Source organism: Devosia soli (genome assembly GCF_000970455.1).
GTDB classification, from domain to species: domain Bacteria; phylum Pseudomonadota; class Alphaproteobacteria; order Rhizobiales; family Devosiaceae; genus Devosia; species Devosia soli.
This window is the reverse complement of record NZ_LAJG01000005.1, coordinates 551,339-567,360: the sequence shown is the minus strand read 5'-3', so window position 1 is coordinate 567,360 and position 16,022 is coordinate 551,339. Positions and strand designations below refer to the sequence as shown.

The window sequence follows — 16,022 nt, the reverse complement described above, 5'->3', positions numbered from 1 at the left end:
GGAGGGACCCGCGCGGCATGCTGCCATTCGTAGACGATATGCTCCAGCGCATTCATCTTGCTGCGAGCGACGCCGAGATCGAACAGCTTCTCGGCGATCTGGCCTCCCAACTTCTATACCGTAGCGCCTTCCTGCTCGATTTCCCGCTTGCTAAAAAAGACTCGGTTCGCCTCTGGGACAGCAATCCAGCCCGCCGCGATTGGTGGCTCGCTGTGACCGACAATGGCAGCAACTCCATCAGCCGGTCACTCGCCGACAATCTCGCGCGTGGAGGCGTCCAGCATGATGTCATTGCAGTGGACGATCCGCGTCATCCGTTTGCAGTCCAATACGACTTCGTGAGCACAACGCTTGTGCCGATCACCTTTGAAAGCAAGACGCGCGGCGTCGCCGCCTTTGTCGGCGAGGAGCGCGATCTGTCCGCACTCATCCTGCCGCTGCAGATCGTCTGCTATGCCCTGCTGATGCAGGCGCGTGGTCTGCGTGAAGATGCGACGACGAGCGAAGCCATCCTCACCCCGCGTGAACGCCAGATCATGGAGCTCTCGGCGCGCGGCCTCACCTCCGAAGCGGTCGCTGCCGAGCTCGGCATTTCCACCCGCACCATCAATCAGCACATCGAAAATATCACCGGCAAGCTCGGCACTCGCAACCGCGTGCATACCGTTGCCGAAGCCATTCGCCGCGGTCTCCTGGCTTAGGCGGCGCCGGCGCGCAGTTCGAGTGTATCGACAAAGCGCGTCGCGTCCTGCGCCGTGCGCGGCGGGCTGAAAAAGTAGCCCTGCACGTCCCAGCACCCCTCAGCCTGCAGCATGGCGAGCTGCTCCGCCGTCTCGACCCCTTCGGCGATGATCGCCATGCCCAAAGATTTGCCGAGCCCGATCACCGCCCGCACGATCGCGACGCTGTCGTGTTTCTCCGGCAGCTGGCGGATGAACGCCTGGTCGATCTTGATCTTGTCGAAGGGGAAGCGCTGCAGATAGCTCAGCGATGAATAGCCGGTGCCGAAATCGTCCATGGCGATACGGGCGCCGAGTGCACGCAATTGGTGAAGCGTCTCAAGTACCGAGCCATTGTCCTGCAGCAGCAGGCTCTCGGTGATTTCGAGTTCCAGCCGCTGCGCCCGGATCCCCGATTTCATCAGCGCCCCCGCGACGATATTCACGAGATTGCCGTTGAACTGCACCGGCGAGAGATTGACCGCGATCTTGACGTCATCCGACCAGTTGGCCGCCTGCTGGCAGGCTTGCTCGAGCACCCAGGCGCCAATGGCGCGGATGAGGCCGGTTTCTTCGGCCACCGGAATGAATTCGGATGGCGGCACCTTGCCGCGCGTGGGGTGATGCCAGCGCAGCAGAGCCTCGAATCTGGCGACGCGATTGCGCTCGGTGTCGACCAGCGGCTGGTAGTAGACCTCGAACTGCTCGCTTTCGAGCGCCGTTTGCAGGTCCATTTCCATTTCGCGCCGCGCCTGCAATCGTGCATCCATCTCCGCTTCAAAGAAGCGATAAGTGCCGCGGCCATCCCATTTGGCTCGATAAAGCGCCAAGTCGGCATTTTTGAGCAGGGTATCGGCCACCGCCGTATCCGGCTCTTCCTTGAGGTCGTCGGTCGAGGCAATGCCGATGCTGACGCCGACGGTAACGGTGTGCCCATCGATCGAGAACGGCTGGCGCAGCGCGTCGATCAGCCTTTGCGCCAGTGCGGGCATGTCGATCGAATTTTGCTGGATGACCACGAATTCGTCGCCGCCGAGCCGGGCGACGATATCGGCCTCGGCCGCTTCGGTTTGGAGGCGCTGGGCCACCCCCTCGAGCAGCCGGTCTCCCACAGGATGGCCGAGCGTATCGTTGATAGTCTTGAAGCCGTCGAGGTCGAGGCTCAGCACCGAAAAGGCCTTGAACCGGCTGCGGGTGAGGGCGGCTTCGATATGTTCGCGGAAGAGCACGCGATTGGGCAGGCCCGTCAGCGCATCGTGCCGCGCCATATGGGCAAAGCGCGCCTCGACGCGCCGCCGCTCGGTCACGTCTTCATAGGTCGCGACCCAACCGCCGCCCTCGACCGGCTGATGCGCCACCGCCACCACGCGCCCGTCAGGCAGGTCGCAGAGCGATACGCCGCTATCCTTAAGGCTTGGTCGCGGGCTGAGTTCGAGCGCCGCCATCAGCGTGTCGCCCGCCGTGCCCACCGTCGGCTCGCCGAACATCTCGACGAAACGCCAGTTGAAAATGGTCAGCTTGCCGTCTGCGTCGAAGAGGCACAGGCCCTGCGTCATGTTGTTGAGGGCCGCTTCGAACCGGCCATGCTGGATCGCCATTTCTCCGGCATGGCTCGAGGCTTGCTGGGCCATCAACGCATTGATGCGCGCCACGTTCTCGGCAATGCTTGTCTGCATGGCGGATAGCGCCACCAGCATTTCCCCGGTTTCGCCGCGTCCGCCCTCGGCAATGGCATTGTCGAGCTTTCCCCCGGCGATTGATTTGGCGATCCGCACCACTTCGTGCAGTGCCGGCATGATCGAGCGGCTCAGAATGATGGTGATGCCGAAAGCCGCGATGACGGAAAGCGCGATGACGATGCCGATATCCTGGGTCGAGCGCTCGATCGTCTGTTCGACACTTTGCCGGTAAAGGTAGCCGTCTCCGGCATAGACTTCGACGGCAGTGTTGAACCCATCCTGCAGATGCACGAATTCGGGGAAGAGCCCGCCCGGCACGAGCGAGCTTGCACCATTGCCCAGATGCTCGATTTCCCCGATCAGCCTCTCGGTCGCCGCCGAGCCTTCGCGGGACATTGCCCGGTCGTGCGCCACCTGCAGGCTTTCGAGAATATCGGGCACCTTTGCTGTCAGCAGCTTGGCCGTCTCGTTCTGCCCGGCATTCTCGCCGAGTTTTGAATATTCGACGGCAAGGCTCATCAGCCCGTTCTGCGCTTCGCGCATATAGCTCACGGCCATGAAGGCCTCGTCATAGATGCGCGTGGCGATGTTCCCAAGCTCGTGCTGCGAGCGCTGGCTGAACAAGCCCATCAACACCGTAATCAGTGTGAGGCTAAGGCAGGCGATGAGGATTTTGACGCGGATGGACATGAAACGGTGCCTCCCGGCACGGCGGCTGGGCCTATTCGACGTTGACCGTCAGGTTCATGCGCGGATGAATCTTGCACAGCACCTGATACGTGCCCGCCACCGGAAAAGTCACATCGGTCGGAACACCGGTGGCCAGTTCGGGCGTCGCAAAACTGAACGCGTCGGATTCTGTATAAAGCTGATGGATGAAGGGGTCGTCATTGGTGAAGTGGATCGTGTCTCCCGCTGCGATCGTCACGCTGTCAGACGAAAATCGCCGATCCTTTTGCACCACCGTCACCGTCTCGGCGGCAAATGCCACGCATCCACCCAGCGCAACGAGTGCAAAGGCGATACTGACCAATTCCTTTTGCGTATCAGACAGTGCCAAAACGTCCCCCGGCCTAGCCCAGCCTGCCGATTGCAGTCCGCAACAGGCTGCCGTGGAAATGTTAAGTTTTGCTGATTTTGATAGGTGAAACTGCTTCACTTAGGCTTAACGCAGGCTAAACCGAAAGTCTATCCGCCAATCGGAAGTGCGTGATGTTTGCCGAAATCTTGATCGTGGTCATCGTCGCCATCGGCATCAGCGCCTTTGCCGAGCGCAGCAATTTCCAGCCCTCGCTTCTCGTCGCCATAGTCGGGCTCGCCGCTTCCTTTATTCCCGGCCTCCACCGGCTCGAGCTCGCCCCCGAAGTCATTCTCGGCATCGTGCTGCCGCCTTTGCTGTTTTCGGCCGCGTCCGGCTTTTCGTTCACGAGCTTTGCCCGCCGCCTGGGCTCCATCGTCAATCTCGGCGTCTTCCTGGTCTTCGCCTCAGCCATCGCCATCGCCACTGTCGCGAGCTGGACCATCCCCGGCATGCCGCTGGCCACCGCGCTGATCCTCGGCGCCATCGTTGCCCCGCCCGATGCCGTCACCGCCATCGCCATCGGCGGCAGGTCAGGGCTTCCCTCGGGCCTCATGACCGTCCTCAAGGGCGAGAGCCTCATCAACGACGCCGCCGCGTTGACGCTTCTGGCCGTTGCCGTCGCCACCACCACCGGCACGCACGCCTTCATCGACAATACCCCGACCTATTTCATCTATGCCGCGCTTGTCGGCATCGCCCTTGGTCTCATTATCGGGCAGGGCGCCCAGTTCGCGCGCCGGCACCTCTCCAATCCGTCGCTCGCCACCGTCATCTCGGTCATCGTGCCCTTCGCCGCGTATCTCCTGGCTGAAGAGCTCCACGCCTCGGGCGTCCTCGCCGTCGTCGCTGCCGGCTTCGCCCTCGGTCATCATGGCACCCAGTCCGGCTACGAAGAGCGCATGCAGGAGCGTCAGTTCTGGCGCACCATCGACACGCTCCTCGAGATCTTCGTCTTCGCCTATATCGGCCTGCAATTGCGCTTCGTCATCGACGACGCCATGGATGCCGGCCTCGACATGACCGACCTGCTGGCCGCGGGCCTCGCGATTTTCGCCACAGCCGTTCTCATCCGCTTCGCCTGGGTCTTTACCACCGCGTTTCTCGCGCGCCGCCGCTACCTTGCAGCCTCGACGCATCCCGATCCGCGCCGCCGCGTGACCCTCCAGATCCCGCTGACATCGAAGGAAAACATCGTGCTCTCCTGGGCCGGCATGCGCGGCGTCGTCACCCTCGCAGCCGCTGCGGGCGTTCCCTATTTCACCGCCAGCGGCGAGCCGTTCCCGTACCGCGAGGCCATCGTTGCTCTGGCCTTCCTCGTCACCATCGCGACCCTTCTCGTCCAGGGCATCACCTTGCCCTGGCTCATCGAACGGCTCGATCTCGACGATGGACACGACAAAGCCATTGCTCAGGAGCAACACGATCTCGCCCGGCGCCTCGCCAGCGAAGCCAATCTCGAAGTGCTGGCAGCCTTCCGCCAGGCCAATCCATCGCCCCAAGCCCAGCGGCTCGCCGATATCATGACGCGGCGCTCGCTACGCACGTCGTCCAATGAGGAAAGCGGCTTTGCTGCCGATCCGCGTGAAGCCCTGGCCCTCGGTCAGCGTCTTCTTGAGGCGCGCCGCAGCCGACTTATCGCTGCCCGCGATGCGCGCGAGCTTGATGACAACGTCCTGCGCGAAGTGCTCGAGCAGATGGACCTCGAACAGGCCCTGATGGACGGCATGAATAAGCGCCCTGACCGCCTCTAGGCAGTGGGCGCTTGAGCGGTGGGAGGAGCGGCTGCCGGAGCAGCCGCATCTCCGGGATTACTGCGCAGCAACAACCGTGCCGGGCGAGTAGACAACGGTGCGGTTCGACAGGTCGACGAAATACACGCGGTCATTGGTATAGAAGTAGCCGACATTGGCATTGCCTTCGATCGGATGCACGACGATGGCTTCCGGAATGGCATAGCCCACGTCAACCGTACCGTCGATCACGACAGGATCGGTCGGGTGCATGCGGACATAGTCGATGTCGTTGGCTTCAACGCCAGCCGAAGCACCGATGGTCGCGCCGGCAAAACCGCCGATGGCAGCACCGATCGGCCCGAAGATGAGGCCGCCTACGATTGCGCCCGTCGCACCGCCTGCCGTACCGCCGACAACGGCGCCACCGGCAGCCTTTTCAGTCGAGTCAACGACAACGACGTCCTGCGCCATGGCAATGGACGGAACGATAAAAGCAGCAGAAGCCATAAGGCCAATAACGAGCTTTCGCATTTTAAGTCTCCATAAAAGTCGCAAAGGCAACGGTGATGGAAACTCAGCCGCGATATCGAAGTTCCGAAAGGCAGAAATATTTATTATTGTTTTCAGATGGCTAGCGTTGTCAGCAAACTGTAATGTTTAATATTGGTAGGCGGCTTGGCTGGGATTTGGCGGCTCGGAGAAATTATTCCGCGCCGGCTTCCGCAGCGTTGACCGTCGAAACCATCGGCAATTGCAGCCCGTCGAAATTCGGCATTTCAAGGCGCGGCAGGAAAATGATCGTCGCGAGCCCCGCGACAAGCGCCATCTGGGCAAGTTTCATCCGCCTTTGCCGGGCGCGCCGTGTCATCATCATCATGATCGTCCTCGCTGCTCGTCCACCGTCGCGAGAGCCAGTCTGCACCCGCGAACCCTATCTAGCGCCACAACGCCGAAAGCCCTCACCGGTTTCCATAACCCCCTGCAATATCAACAGGAATTAAGGTCGGTTTGTCAGCGTTTTGTCAGCTTCACGGCGCCATTTGCCAACAGATTCAATTGGCAACGCTTCGTTCACCGCGTTTGCATTCATCTTATCCCCGCTGTCCCGCTTAAAGGTGCTGCAAGCCTGGCTATGGGATTGTGCTTATGGCCCGATGTGAATGCAGGCGCTGCATTCACATCGTAGGCTCAAACCCTTTGACCAGAAGCAGGCCACTTTGACCGCTCCTCTGTCCGTCGGCGCCAAGTTTCGCTGGATCGCCGCTGCGCTCGCGATGCTGCTTCTCCTCACCAGCACCGGCTTCGGCGTCTGGGGCCCCGCCGATGCGCGTCTTGCCGAAGCCCGCTTCACCCTGCAGAACCGTGTCCCCACCGGCGACATCGTCTTCGTCGACATCGACGCGCGCAGCCTGCTGGAAGTCGGCCAGTGGCCCTGGCCGCGCTCAATCCATGCGCGCCTCCTCGATCGCCTGATGGATCTCGGCGCCTATGAGGTCGCCTTCGATATCGATTTCAGCACCCGCTCGAGCCCCGCCGAAGATCAGGCCCTTGCCGATAGCCTCGAACGGGCAGGGGGCTACGCTTACCTCGCCGCCTTCCGTCAGCTCGATGCCGGGGGCCGCGAGGTCTGGAACATTCCGATCCCCGATTTTGCCGCCCATGCCGATCTGGCGCTCGTCAATGTCGATTCCATCGAAGGCGGTCTCCTCTGGGCGCTGCCCGCCCGCGCGCGAGATCGCGACATCCCATCCATTGCCGCTCGTTTTTCGCCCGGAAGTCCGCTGCCTGCCGAAATCCGCATCGACTACAGTATCGATCTGACGCGTATTCCCCGCATCTCGGCAGTCGATCTCCTCTCGGGTAATGTCGATACCGATCTCATCCGCGATCGCCAGGTGGTTATCGGCGCCAGCGCGCTCGAATTGCACGATCTCTTCCTCGTTCCGCGCTATGGCATCATTCCCGGCCCGGTCGTACAGATCGCCGCCGCCGAAACACTTAAGCTCGGCCGCAGCCTTCAGTGGCCCGGCTTCTGGCCCACGCTTCTCGTCGGCGCCTTGCTTCTTGCCATCAGCGCCCTCCTGCCGCGCATTGCCCTCGTCCGCATCAGCGCCTCGATTGCCGCTATCTCCATCGGCGCGGAGATCGCCGCCTTCGCCCTGCTCGAAGCTTATGGCCTGACGCTGTCGATCATGCCGATCCATCTCGCCGGGGTCGCGGTCCTGGTCATCCGGCTTCTCGAAGAGCGCGCCATCCGCCGCCGGCAACTGACCCAGCATCGGGCCCGGCTGGCCTACCTCGCCAATCATGATGTCCGCACCGGCGCCATGTCCCACGCGGCCTGGCTTGACGAAGTCGATCATCGCCTCGAAACCCAGCTCGTCTGGATTTTCCTTCTGCGGATTCGCCGGCTCGATCAGGTCGCCGCCGCCCTCGGTTTTCAAACCGTCGAAGCCGCTGTCAGCCAGCTTTTCGAGCGCCTTCATGCCCTGTCGCCATCACCCATCGGCCGGATGGAAAGCGACATCTTTGCCGTCGCTCTCGATCAGCCGCTTGTCCCGAGCCAGATCGAGACCATTCTGTCCCGTCTCGAACAGCCCTATGAGGTAGATGGCCACCGCATCATCGTCGAGTTGCGCTGGGGGGCGAGCGATGCAGAAACGGCCGCAACTGGCCTCAATCAGGCGCGCATGGCCCTTGCCGTTGCAACCCATCGTGCAGAGCGCGGCGCGCACTACGATCCCGCCTTCGATGCCGATCTCAAATATCGTCAGTCGATCGATCTCGCCTTGCGCAGTGCCGTCGCAAGGAGCGAGTTCAGCCTCGTCTTTCAACCGCAGGTCGATATGGAAACGCGCCTCACCATAGGCGTCGAAGCGCTCCTTCGGTGGACCAGTCCCGAGCATGGCGCGGTCTCGCCGGCCGTCTTCGTGCCGCTTGCCGAAGAAAACGGCACCATTGTCGAAATCGGCGCCTGGGTCGCGCATGAAGCCTGCCGCCTTGCCGTCGCCAACAACTGGCCGGGCCGGCTGTCCGTCAATGTCTCGCCGCTTCAATTCACCCAGGACGACGTGGTCGCCATGATCGCCTCGGCGCTCCTGCAAAGTGGCTTCCCGCCAAACCGGCTCGATATCGAAGTGACCGAGAGCCTTCTCGCTCAGGGCGGCGCGATCGTCGAGACGCTCGAAAAACTGCGTGACCTTGGCGCCTCGATCGCCATAGACGATTTCGGCACCGGTTATTCTTCGCTCAACTATCTATCGAGCCTGCCGCTCGACAAGCTCAAGATCGATCAGTCCTTCGTCCGCCAGTTGGCCAATCCGCGCAATGCCAGCATCGTCGAAACCATCGTTTCGCTCGGCCGTCGCCTAGGCCTCGTCGTCGTCGTAGAAGGCGTCGAAACGGAAGCCCAGTTCGATCTTCTGGCCGCTCTCGGGTGCCACATTGCTCAGGGCTACCTTTTTGGTCGCCCCGGCGCCCTGCCGGCTGTCGAACAGCCTCTCAACCAACAATTGGCGCCACCGCTTGAAACACCAGTCCTTCTCGACGGTACTCGAGGGTAACCTGTCATCGGGCAGGGCGCGGCGCAACAGCGTCGTGCCGAACCCGCTACGCTCGGGTGGCGAAACCGGCGGTCCGCCGGTTTCCTGCCAGCTGATGGCAAATTCGCCAGGGCGCACGGCCTACTTCAGCCGCAGAAAATCTTTGCGGCGATGACAGCGTTCCTTGTTATGATCGGTGCAAACCCCGCGCAGCGTCATCGCTGGAGAAATGCTCGGCTTTTGCCCTTACGCGGCGGCCTTGGCATAGAGCCGGACCATGTTTTTCTGACCTTCATGGTGCCAGTAGACGCGGCAGACGAGATGACGGTGGTGGCCGCCGCGCGCCAGCGGCTCGCCAATGGCCAGCATCGCTGCCTCTTCGGGCGAGCGTGCCTTGATCGTTTGTTCTGAATTGATGACCGCGGCACGGCAGTCGATCACGGTGTATTCGTTCACGCCGATTCCCTTCGAATGGCCCTCACAGTACCGGTCTCGTCAACGCACCCGCATTAAACTAGGTTAGTGTCTTTTACACATAAGGGGCGTGTCACAGCCGTTTCTCCGACTTAACTCTATGAACCGTTCACCGGTGCGCCAGCGTGCCGTCGCGTCCGCTTTCAAAGAATTTTCCGATGGGAGAGATAGACCTTGCTCAACGGTAAGCGCATTCTTCTCGTTGAAGACGATCAGCACCTCGCCGATGATCTGGCTCAGGCTCTTCGCCGCCTCGGAGCGGTGGTTCTTGGCCCCGCGCCGACACCCTATTATGCAATGCATCTCCTCGGCCGGCGGGGCGTCGATTTGGCCATTCTCGACGATCTCCTTCATGGCATCCCGGTGTTTGGCCTCGCCGACGAACTCGTCCGGCGTAGCGTACCGGTCGTCTTCACCGCCACCGGTGCGCCGGTGCCGCAAAGGTTCTGTGGCGTTCCGCGCCTCGATAAGCCCTATGACGAAGCAGTGCTCATCGATGTCGTCTCGACGCTTCTTACACAGAAGCGCTCCGAGCCCGCGCCGCGCGAATTCGACCCTGAACCGGTGCGGCTCGACGATGGCGAAGTCACCAGTCGCATCCGTCTTGTTCGTGCCATGTCGGCGTCCCTCCGCGCCGCTGCGCGACGTCATGCGGAAAAGATCGACATGGGCGATCAAGAGTCCTTGTCATCCGCCTGACCGGCTGCGCCTGGCTCCTCTAAGCAACGGAAAAGATTGGTTTTAAGTAACATGCGTTACGTCGACACATTTGGTATCGGCAATTCCGCAAACATATAACATATGTGAATTTCCGCGCGCTTTGCGGCGGCTAGGGTCCGGCCATTCTTTCAAGAATCATGGCTCACCCCTTGCAAAACGAAAACAAACCCAAGGCGGCAAACGTCAATCTTGGTGATCGGTCCCACCAGGCCCTCTTTGCCTTGGTGCGTCAGGCATGATCGAGAGCACGTCTCCGTCGCCGCGATGGAGCGAGACGTGGCTGAACCGGCTCCTCGAGGTCGCGCCTCTTTCCGATGCGGCCCAGGATGCGGTCCGGCGCGCGCCGCAATTGTTCCGGCAGTTCAGCGCCCGCGAGCATGTCGTTCGCGACGGCGTGCGCGATCCTGGCATGCGCGTCATGCTTTCAGGTCTTGCCTGCCGCTATAAGCATCTGCCCGATGGCCGCCGCCAGATCACCGCCTTCATCATCCCCGGCGATGTCTGCGATTTCGGCTTCATTTCCGATAGCCCCGTCTCTCAGGATATTATCTCGCTCGCGCCCAGCACCATCGGCATCGTCGATCTCGACCGCCTCGCCACCATCGTCGAGCTCTATCCCGAGATCATGACAGCCATTCTGCGCTGCGCCGCCATCGAGCAAAGCGCCACCCAGGAGCTCCTCGTCAGCCTCGGCGGCCGCAATGCGCTCCATCGGGTCGGGCACCTCTTGTGCGAAATGCACCATCGGCTCGATCGCGCCGGCCTCGTGCGTGCCGGCGGTGTCTTCGAGCTTCCGCTGACCCAGTCCGAAATGGGCGAAGCGCTTGGCCTGTCCACCGTCCACGTCAACCGCACCATCCAGATGCTGCGCCGGCTCGGCCTTGCCATCTGGCGCGATCGCATCGTCACCCTGCCGGATCCGGAAAGCCTCGCGCGCCTCTGCGCCTTCGATCCGAGCTATCTCAAGGCTCAGCGCGACTGAGTGAGTTCACTCGATCCGTGACTGATCTTCCTTCTTGCCCGGCAGCCATCCAGCCCAGATGGATGCCTGCTCGCGCTTGCGCCCGCCGTCATCGGCAAGCCCGATGAGCAATCCGCGGACCGCTTCGGCCGCTGGCATGTCACCCTTGGGCAAACGATAGAAACGGCCATTCACCTTGGCCTGGATTTGCCCGTGCTCGACGAAATAAACCGCTTGAAGGCGTTGTCCTGCGTGATCAACCATCAGATCCCTGACGACACCTTCTTGTTCAATCTCTTCGCCAGCCACCTGTCCATCCCTGTTGCGCGAGTAACGCAAATCGCTGATTTGCCCGCAAAATCTAAGCGGCGGGGGCGTGATGTCATTAACATATGCTAATCGCTCCTTACCCCGTTAGCGCGGCTGTTTGCGACAGCGATTTCGGATTGAACTTGCGAAGCCGTCACGCTTGCGAATAATCCGGGGCAACAGGTGAGGACCATGGCAGCGCGACAGGACAATTCTGCGACCCGGCTCGACGACGCCGCCCGCGCCGGCTGGCTCTACTATGTCGCGGGCAATACCCAGGAAGAGATCGCGGCCAAGATGGGCATTTCGCGCCAGACCGCGCAGCGCCTCGTCTCGCTCTCGGTCAGCGAGGGCCTGATAAAAGTTCGTCTCGATCATCCCATTGGCCGCTGCCTCGACCTCGCCCAGCGCCTGACCGACAGGTTCGGCCTCGTCCAATGCGAAGTCGTGCCGTCTGATCCCGCCTCGGAGTCCACCACCATAGGTGTCGCCGAAGCCGGTGCCGCCGAAATCGAGCGCTATCTCAAGAGTACCGACTCTATCGTTATGGCCATCGGCACTGGCCGTACGCTCAAAGCCGCCATCGAGCAGCTCCAGCCCATGGACTGCCAGCACCACAAGGTCGTCTCGCTCACCGGCAATATCGCCCCCGATGGCTCCGCCGCCTTCTACAACGTCATTTTCAACGTGGCCGATACGGTCAAGGCCCGCTCCTTCCCCATGCCTCTGCCGGTCATCGCCTCCTCGGCCAAGGAGCGGCAACTGCTCCACACCCAGGCGATGATCGAAGCGACGTTGACCCTTGCCGCGCAAGCCCAGATCACCTTTGTCGGCGTCGGCCATCTCGGCCCCGACGCGCCATTGCTCCTCGATGGCTTCATCACCGAAGCCGAACACGCCGAACTCCTTAAAGCCGGCGCCGTCGGGGAAATCTGCGGCTGGACCTTCGATGCCGCGGGCGAATTGATCCCTGGCCTCACCAATGATCGCGTCGCCTCCGCGCCCATCCCCAAGGGCCCCGTCATCGCCCTCGCCATGGGCCGAAGCAAAGCCGCCTCTATCCGCGCCGCCCTTAAAAGTGGTTTGGCCAATGGCGTTATTACCGACGAAACGACGGCCGCACTTCTCCTCCAGTAAGTCAAAATCCCAAAAGAGCAAAAATACCCCGCTTGACACTTTCGCTCAGCTGGTGAACATTTGCTCAAGACGAGAGCAAAAACTCGCTTCGTCCTTGGGAGGAAATCTATGAAGCTCACACCCCTTTTCGCGGGCGCAATTCTGCTTGCCCTGGCCGGCTCCGCGTCGGCGCAGACGCTGACCATCGCGACGGTGAACAATGGCGACATGATCCGCATGCAGGGTCTTTCGAGCGCCTTCACTGAAGAAACCGGCATCGAACTCAATTGGGTCGTGCTCGAAGAAAATACGCTCCGCCAGAACGTCACCACCGACATCGCCACCAATGGCGGCCAATATGACATCATGACCATCGGCACCTATGAAGCCCCGATCTGGGCCAAGCAGGGCTGGCTGAAGCCGCTCGATGCGCTTTCCGCCGATGCCGAATACGACGTCGACGATCTTCTCCCCGCCATCCGCGGTGGCCTCTCCGTTGATGGCAAGCTCTATGCCGCACCGTTTTATGGCGAGAGCTCCTTCATCATGTATCGCAAGGACCTGATGGAAAAAGCCGGCCTCGAGATGCCCGATGCCCCGACCTGGGAATTCATCGGCGAGGCGGCCCGCGCCATGACCGATCGCGCCAATGACATCAACGGCATCTGCCTTCGCGGCAAGGCCGGCTGGGGCGAGAACATGGCTTTCCTCACCGCCATGTCCAATTCCTTCGGCGCGCGGTGGTTCGACGAAAACTGGAAGCCCCAATTCGATCAGCCCGAGTGGAAAGCGACCCTCGATACCTATCTCTCGCTGATGGCTGATGCCGGCCCCTCGGGCGCCTCCTCCAACGGCTTCAATGAAAACCTGACCCTCTTCCAGCAGGGCAAGTGCGGCATGTGGATCGACGCTACCGTCGCCGCATCCTTCGTCACCAATCCCGATGACTCGACCGTTGCTGACAAGGTCGGCTTCGCCCAGGCCCCGGACAATGGCCTCGGCAAGCGCGGCAACTGGCTCTGGGCCTGGTCCCTCGCCATTCCTGCCTCCTCACAAAATGCCGAAGCGGCCGAGAAATTCATCAATTGGGCGACCAATAAGGATTATCTCGCCCTCGTCGCCGAAAAGGACGGCTGGGCCAACGTGCCTCCGGGCACCCGCACCTCGCTCTATGAAAACCCGGATTATCAGGCCGCCGCGCCCTTCGCCGCGATGACCCTTGCTGCGATCAACTCAGCCGATCCGACCAAGCCAACGGTCAAGCCCGTGCCCTATACCGGCGTCCAGTTCGTCGCGATCCCCGAATTTGCTGGCATCGGCACCAATGTCGGCCAGCTCTTCTCTGCCGCTCTCGCGGGCCAGATGAGCGCCGACGACGCCCTGGCCCAGGCTCAGGAAGCCACCACACGCGACATGACCCGCGCGGGATATATTAAGTAGAACCTCCCGACTGCCGCCTGGCCGATCGACCCCTCTTTCGGCCAGGCGGATTTTCGAAGATTCATTCACACCCACCGGGCTTCCCTCGGACTTGATCCGAGGGCCTTCATCCACCCGGTGAGCATTGCGAGTGGTCCTCGGATCAAGTCCGAGGACAGAACGGTGCCTGTGAGGAACGCAGCGCAGAACAAGCGCGTCGGGAGAAAGTCACAAAAGAATGGCCACCAAACAAACCCGCGCCCTGGCGCGCACCATGATGGCTCCAGCCGTCGTCGTGCTCTTTATCTGGATGATCGTCCCACTGGTCATGACCCTGTGGTTCTCGTTCCAGAACTATAGCCTCATCAACCCGATGATGACCGGCTTTGCCGGCTGGGCCAATTATGTCTACGTCATCGGCGACCCGAGCTTCACCCAGTCCCTGATCAACACGCTCCTCCTCGTCGGCGGCGTGCTTCTCATCACCGTCATCGGCGGCACCTTCCTCGCATTGCTGCTCGATCAGCCGATCTGGGGGCAGGGGATTTTACGCATCATCGTCATCTCCCCCTTCTTCGTCATGCCGCCCGTCGCCGCGCTGATCTGGAAAAACGGCTTCATGCATCCCGGCTATGGCATGCTCGGGCATCTCTGGAAATTCTTCGGCCTGCAGCCGGTCGATTGGTTCAACCAATATCCGCTTTTTTCGGTCATCGTCATCGTCGCCTGGCAATGGCTGCCTTTCGCGACACTGATCCTCCTTACCGCCCTGCAGTCCCTTTCCGAAGAACAGCGCGAAGCCGCCGAAATGGATGGCGCCAACGCCGTCAATCGCTTCCGCTACATCATCCTGCCGCACATGGCCCGGGCGATCACCATCGTGATCCTGATCCAGACCATCTTCCTCCTCGGCATTTTTGCTGAAATCCGCGTCACCACTGGCGGCGGCCCCGGCTATGCCTCCACCAACATCGCCTTCCTCGTCTTCCGCACCGGCATCCTGTCCAACGATATCGGCGCTGGCTCGGCGGGTGGCGTCGTAGCCGTCATCATCGCCAACATCGTCGCCGTCTTCCTAATGCGCGCCGTGGGGAAGAACCTTGATGCGTAGCGCTTCTCATCAGACGATCGGCTCGAGCACGCTTCCCTTCGCCCCTGAGGGGAGAAGGTGGCCCGTAGGGCCGGATGAGGGGTTCAGTGTCGCAACGCCCACCGATGGGTCTTCACCCCTCACCCCAACCCTCTCCCCTGAGGGGCGAGGGAGCGATCACCCCGAGACCTTCAAACAATCAGCGGAGAACAGGTAAGATGGCCCGCCGCGTCTCCACCTCCACCAAGATCGGCTTCACCGTCCTCGCCTGGGTCATCGCGCTCCTACTCTTCTCGCCGATCCTCTGGACGCTCGTTACCGCCTTCAAGACCGAAGCCGAGGCCATCGCGTCGCCGCCCACCTTCCTGCCGGAGACTTTTACGCTCGATAATTTCAGCGCCGTGCAGGCCCGCTCGGACTATTTCAAGCACGCCTTCAATTCCGTCATCGTCTCGGTTGGCTCGACCCTGCTTGGCCTCATCATCGCCATCCCCGCCGCCTGGTCCATGGCCTTCGCACCATCGAAGCGCACCAAGGACATCCTGATGTGGATGCTCTCCACCAAGATGATGCCCGCCGTCGGCGTCCTCATCCCCATCTACCTGATCTTCCGCGATCTCAGGCTGCTCGACACGCTGCACGGCCTGACGCTGATCATGACCCTGATCAACCTGCCGATCATCATCTGGATGCTCTACACCTACTTCAAGGAAATCCCGGTCGATATCCTCGAGGCCGCGCGCATGGATGGCGCCGAGCTCTGGAACGAGATCACCCACGTCCTTGTCCCCATGGCCGTGCCCGGCATTGCCTCGACGCTGCTGCTCAACGTCATCCTCGCCTGGAACGAAGCCTTCTGGACCATCACGCTGACCTCGGGCCGGGCTGGGACGCTGACCGCCTTCATCTCATCTTTCTCCTCGCCGCAAGGCCTCTTCCTCGCCAAACTCTCCGCCGCCTCCCTCCTCGCCATCGCCCCGATCCTCTTGCTCGGCTGGTTCAGTCAAAAGCAGTTGGTGCGCGGGCTGACCTTCGGGGCGGTGAAGTGATGGGAACGCGATACGGCCAAATCCACTGGCTCACCTCGCCCCTGAGGGGAGAGGTCGGCGCGAACGCGCCGGGTGAGGGGTTCACACTGTCGGCTCAAGCCGAAAAGACTTCACCCCTCACCCTAACCCT

The 16,022-nt window shown here is 61.6% G+C and carries 15 protein-coding genes; 9 read left to right on the top strand and 6 right to left on the bottom strand.

The annotated features are described in order from the left end of the window. The first annotated feature begins 17 nt into the window (after window positions 1–17). Window positions 18–701, top strand: a complete 684-nt coding sequence (locus VW35_RS03535; protein WP_083982376.1) for a helix-turn-helix transcriptional regulator — start codon at window positions 18–20, stop codon at window positions 699–701. On the opposite strand, the gene VW35_RS03530 is transcribed toward VW35_RS03535, so the two are convergent. Both VW35_RS03530 and VW35_RS03525 read right to left on the bottom strand, forming a co-directional pair. Further along, a complete protein-coding gene (locus VW35_RS03530; protein ID WP_052951464.1) occupies window positions 698–3,088 on the bottom strand; it encodes a putative bifunctional diguanylate cyclase/phosphodiesterase in 2,391 nt (796 codons plus the stop codon). The two genes, VW35_RS03535 and VW35_RS03530, sit on opposite strands and share 4 nt — an antisense overlap. Window positions 3,089–3,119: 31 nt before the next feature. Further along, window positions 3,120–3,458, bottom strand: a complete 339-nt coding sequence (locus VW35_RS03525) for a cupredoxin domain-containing protein (RefSeq protein WP_052951463.1) — start codon at window positions 3,456–3,458, stop codon at window positions 3,120–3,122. A gap of 152 nt (window positions 3,459–3,610) precedes the next feature. Between VW35_RS03525 and VW35_RS03520 the strand changes: the two genes are divergently transcribed. Beyond that, the gene (locus VW35_RS03520; protein ID WP_046141557.1) at window positions 3,611–5,230 is read left to right on the top strand and encodes a Na+/H+ antiporter; all 1,620 of its coding nucleotides are present in this window, start codon (window positions 3,611–3,613) and stop codon (window positions 5,228–5,230) included. A gap of 57 nt (window positions 5,231–5,287) precedes the next feature. On the opposite strand, the gene VW35_RS03515 is transcribed toward VW35_RS03520, so the two are convergent. Next, the gene (locus VW35_RS03515) at window positions 5,288–5,743 is read right to left on the bottom strand and encodes a DUF1236 domain-containing protein (protein ID WP_052951462.1); all 456 of its coding nucleotides are present in this window, start codon (window positions 5,741–5,743) and stop codon (window positions 5,288–5,290) included. Between the two features lie 172 nt (window positions 5,744–5,915). Then, a complete protein-coding gene (locus tag VW35_RS21465) occupies window positions 5,916–6,089 on the bottom strand; it encodes a hypothetical protein (RefSeq protein WP_161796849.1) in 174 nt (57 codons plus the stop codon). A 340-nt stretch (window positions 6,090–6,429) separates the two neighbouring features. Here VW35_RS21465 and VW35_RS03510 point away from each other — a divergent pair, with 340 nt between their 5' ends. Beyond that, window positions 6,430–8,775: a putative bifunctional diguanylate cyclase/phosphodiesterase gene (locus VW35_RS03510; RefSeq protein WP_161796848.1), complete on the top strand. Its 2,346-nt coding sequence runs from the start codon at window positions 6,430–6,432 to the stop codon at window positions 8,773–8,775. Window positions 8,776–9,000: 225 nt separating this feature from the next. Here the strand turns inward: VW35_RS03510 and VW35_RS03505 are convergent, their stop codons facing one another. Further along, entirely contained in the window at window positions 9,001–9,210 is a 210-nt protein-coding gene (locus VW35_RS03505; protein WP_046141555.1) for a hypothetical protein, read from the bottom strand. Window positions 9,211–9,402: 192 nt separating this feature from the next. Between VW35_RS03505 and VW35_RS20385 the strand changes: the two genes are divergently transcribed. Together VW35_RS20385 and VW35_RS03495 are read left to right on the top strand one after the other, a co-directional pair. Continuing rightward, on the top strand, window positions 9,403–9,927 hold the full coding sequence (locus VW35_RS20385) for a response regulator (protein WP_052951461.1): 525 nt from the start codon (window positions 9,403–9,405) through the stop codon (window positions 9,925–9,927). 256 nt (window positions 9,928–10,183) lie between these two features. After that, a complete protein-coding gene (locus tag VW35_RS03495) occupies window positions 10,184–10,930 on the top strand; it encodes a Crp/Fnr family transcriptional regulator (RefSeq protein WP_046141554.1) in 747 nt (248 codons plus the stop codon). A 6-nt stretch (window positions 10,931–10,936) separates the two neighbouring features. Here VW35_RS03495 and VW35_RS03490 read toward each other — a convergent pair whose 3' ends face one another. Next, on the bottom strand, window positions 10,937–11,218 hold the full coding sequence (locus VW35_RS03490; RefSeq protein ID WP_046141553.1) for a hypothetical protein: 282 nt from the start codon (window positions 11,216–11,218) through the stop codon (window positions 10,937–10,939). A 192-nt stretch (window positions 11,219–11,410) separates the two neighbouring features. Between VW35_RS03490 and VW35_RS03485 the strand changes: the two genes are divergently transcribed. The 4 genes from VW35_RS03485 to VW35_RS03470 all read left to right on the top strand — a co-directional run bounded on the left by VW35_RS03485 (window position 11,411) and on the right by VW35_RS03470 (window position 15,892). Continuing rightward, window positions 11,411–12,355 (top strand): sugar-binding transcriptional regulator, encoded by a 945-nt coding sequence (locus VW35_RS03485; RefSeq protein WP_046141552.1) that lies wholly within the window; start codon window positions 11,411–11,413, stop codon window positions 12,353–12,355. Window positions 12,356–12,463: 108 nt separating this feature from the next. Then, window positions 12,464–13,774 (top strand): ABC transporter substrate-binding protein, encoded by a 1,311-nt coding sequence (locus VW35_RS03480; RefSeq protein ID WP_046141551.1) that lies wholly within the window; start codon window positions 12,464–12,466, stop codon window positions 13,772–13,774. A 217-nt stretch (window positions 13,775–13,991) separates the two neighbouring features. Beyond that, complete coding sequence (locus VW35_RS03475) at window positions 13,992–14,864, top strand: carbohydrate ABC transporter permease (RefSeq protein WP_046141550.1); 873 nt, start codon at window positions 13,992–13,994, stop codon at window positions 14,862–14,864. Between the two features lie 197 nt (window positions 14,865–15,061). After that, on the top strand, window positions 15,062–15,892 hold the full coding sequence (locus VW35_RS03470; protein WP_046141549.1) for a carbohydrate ABC transporter permease: 831 nt from the start codon (window positions 15,062–15,064) through the stop codon (window positions 15,890–15,892). The last annotated feature ends 130 nt before the right edge of the window (window positions 15,893–16,022 follow it).

Excerpts from the sequence above, each read along its gene's own strand:
- VW35_RS03515 (WP_052951462.1), bottom strand. The coding sequence starts at position 5,743 with ATGCGAAAGCTCGTTATTGGCCTTATGGCTTCTGCTGCTTTTATCGTT.
- VW35_RS03475 (WP_046141550.1), top strand. The coding sequence starts at position 13,992 with ATGGCCACCAAACAAACCCGCGCCCTGGCGCGCACCATGATGGCTCCA.
- VW35_RS03530 (WP_052951464.1), bottom strand. The coding sequence starts at position 3,088 with ATGTCCATCCGCGTCAAAATCCTCATCGCCTGCCTTAGCCTCACACTG.
- VW35_RS03470 (WP_046141549.1), top strand. The coding sequence starts at position 15,062 with ATGGCCCGCCGCGTCTCCACCTCCACCAAGATCGGCTTCACCGTCCTC.
- VW35_RS03480 (WP_046141551.1), top strand. The coding sequence starts at position 12,464 with ATGAAGCTCACACCCCTTTTCGCGGGCGCAATTCTGCTTGCCCTGGCC.
- VW35_RS21465 (WP_161796849.1), bottom strand. The coding sequence starts at position 6,089 with ATGATGATGATGACACGGCGCGCCCGGCAAAGGCGGATGAAACTTGCC.
- VW35_RS03520 (WP_046141557.1), top strand. The coding sequence starts at position 3,611 with ATGTTTGCCGAAATCTTGATCGTGGTCATCGTCGCCATCGGCATCAGC.
- VW35_RS03495 (WP_046141554.1), top strand. The coding sequence starts at position 10,184 with ATGATCGAGAGCACGTCTCCGTCGCCGCGATGGAGCGAGACGTGGCTG.
- VW35_RS03485 (WP_046141552.1), top strand. The coding sequence starts at position 11,411 with ATGGCAGCGCGACAGGACAATTCTGCGACCCGGCTCGACGACGCCGCC.
- VW35_RS03535 (WP_083982376.1), top strand. The coding sequence starts at position 18 with ATGCTGCCATTCGTAGACGATATGCTCCAGCGCATTCATCTTGCTGCG.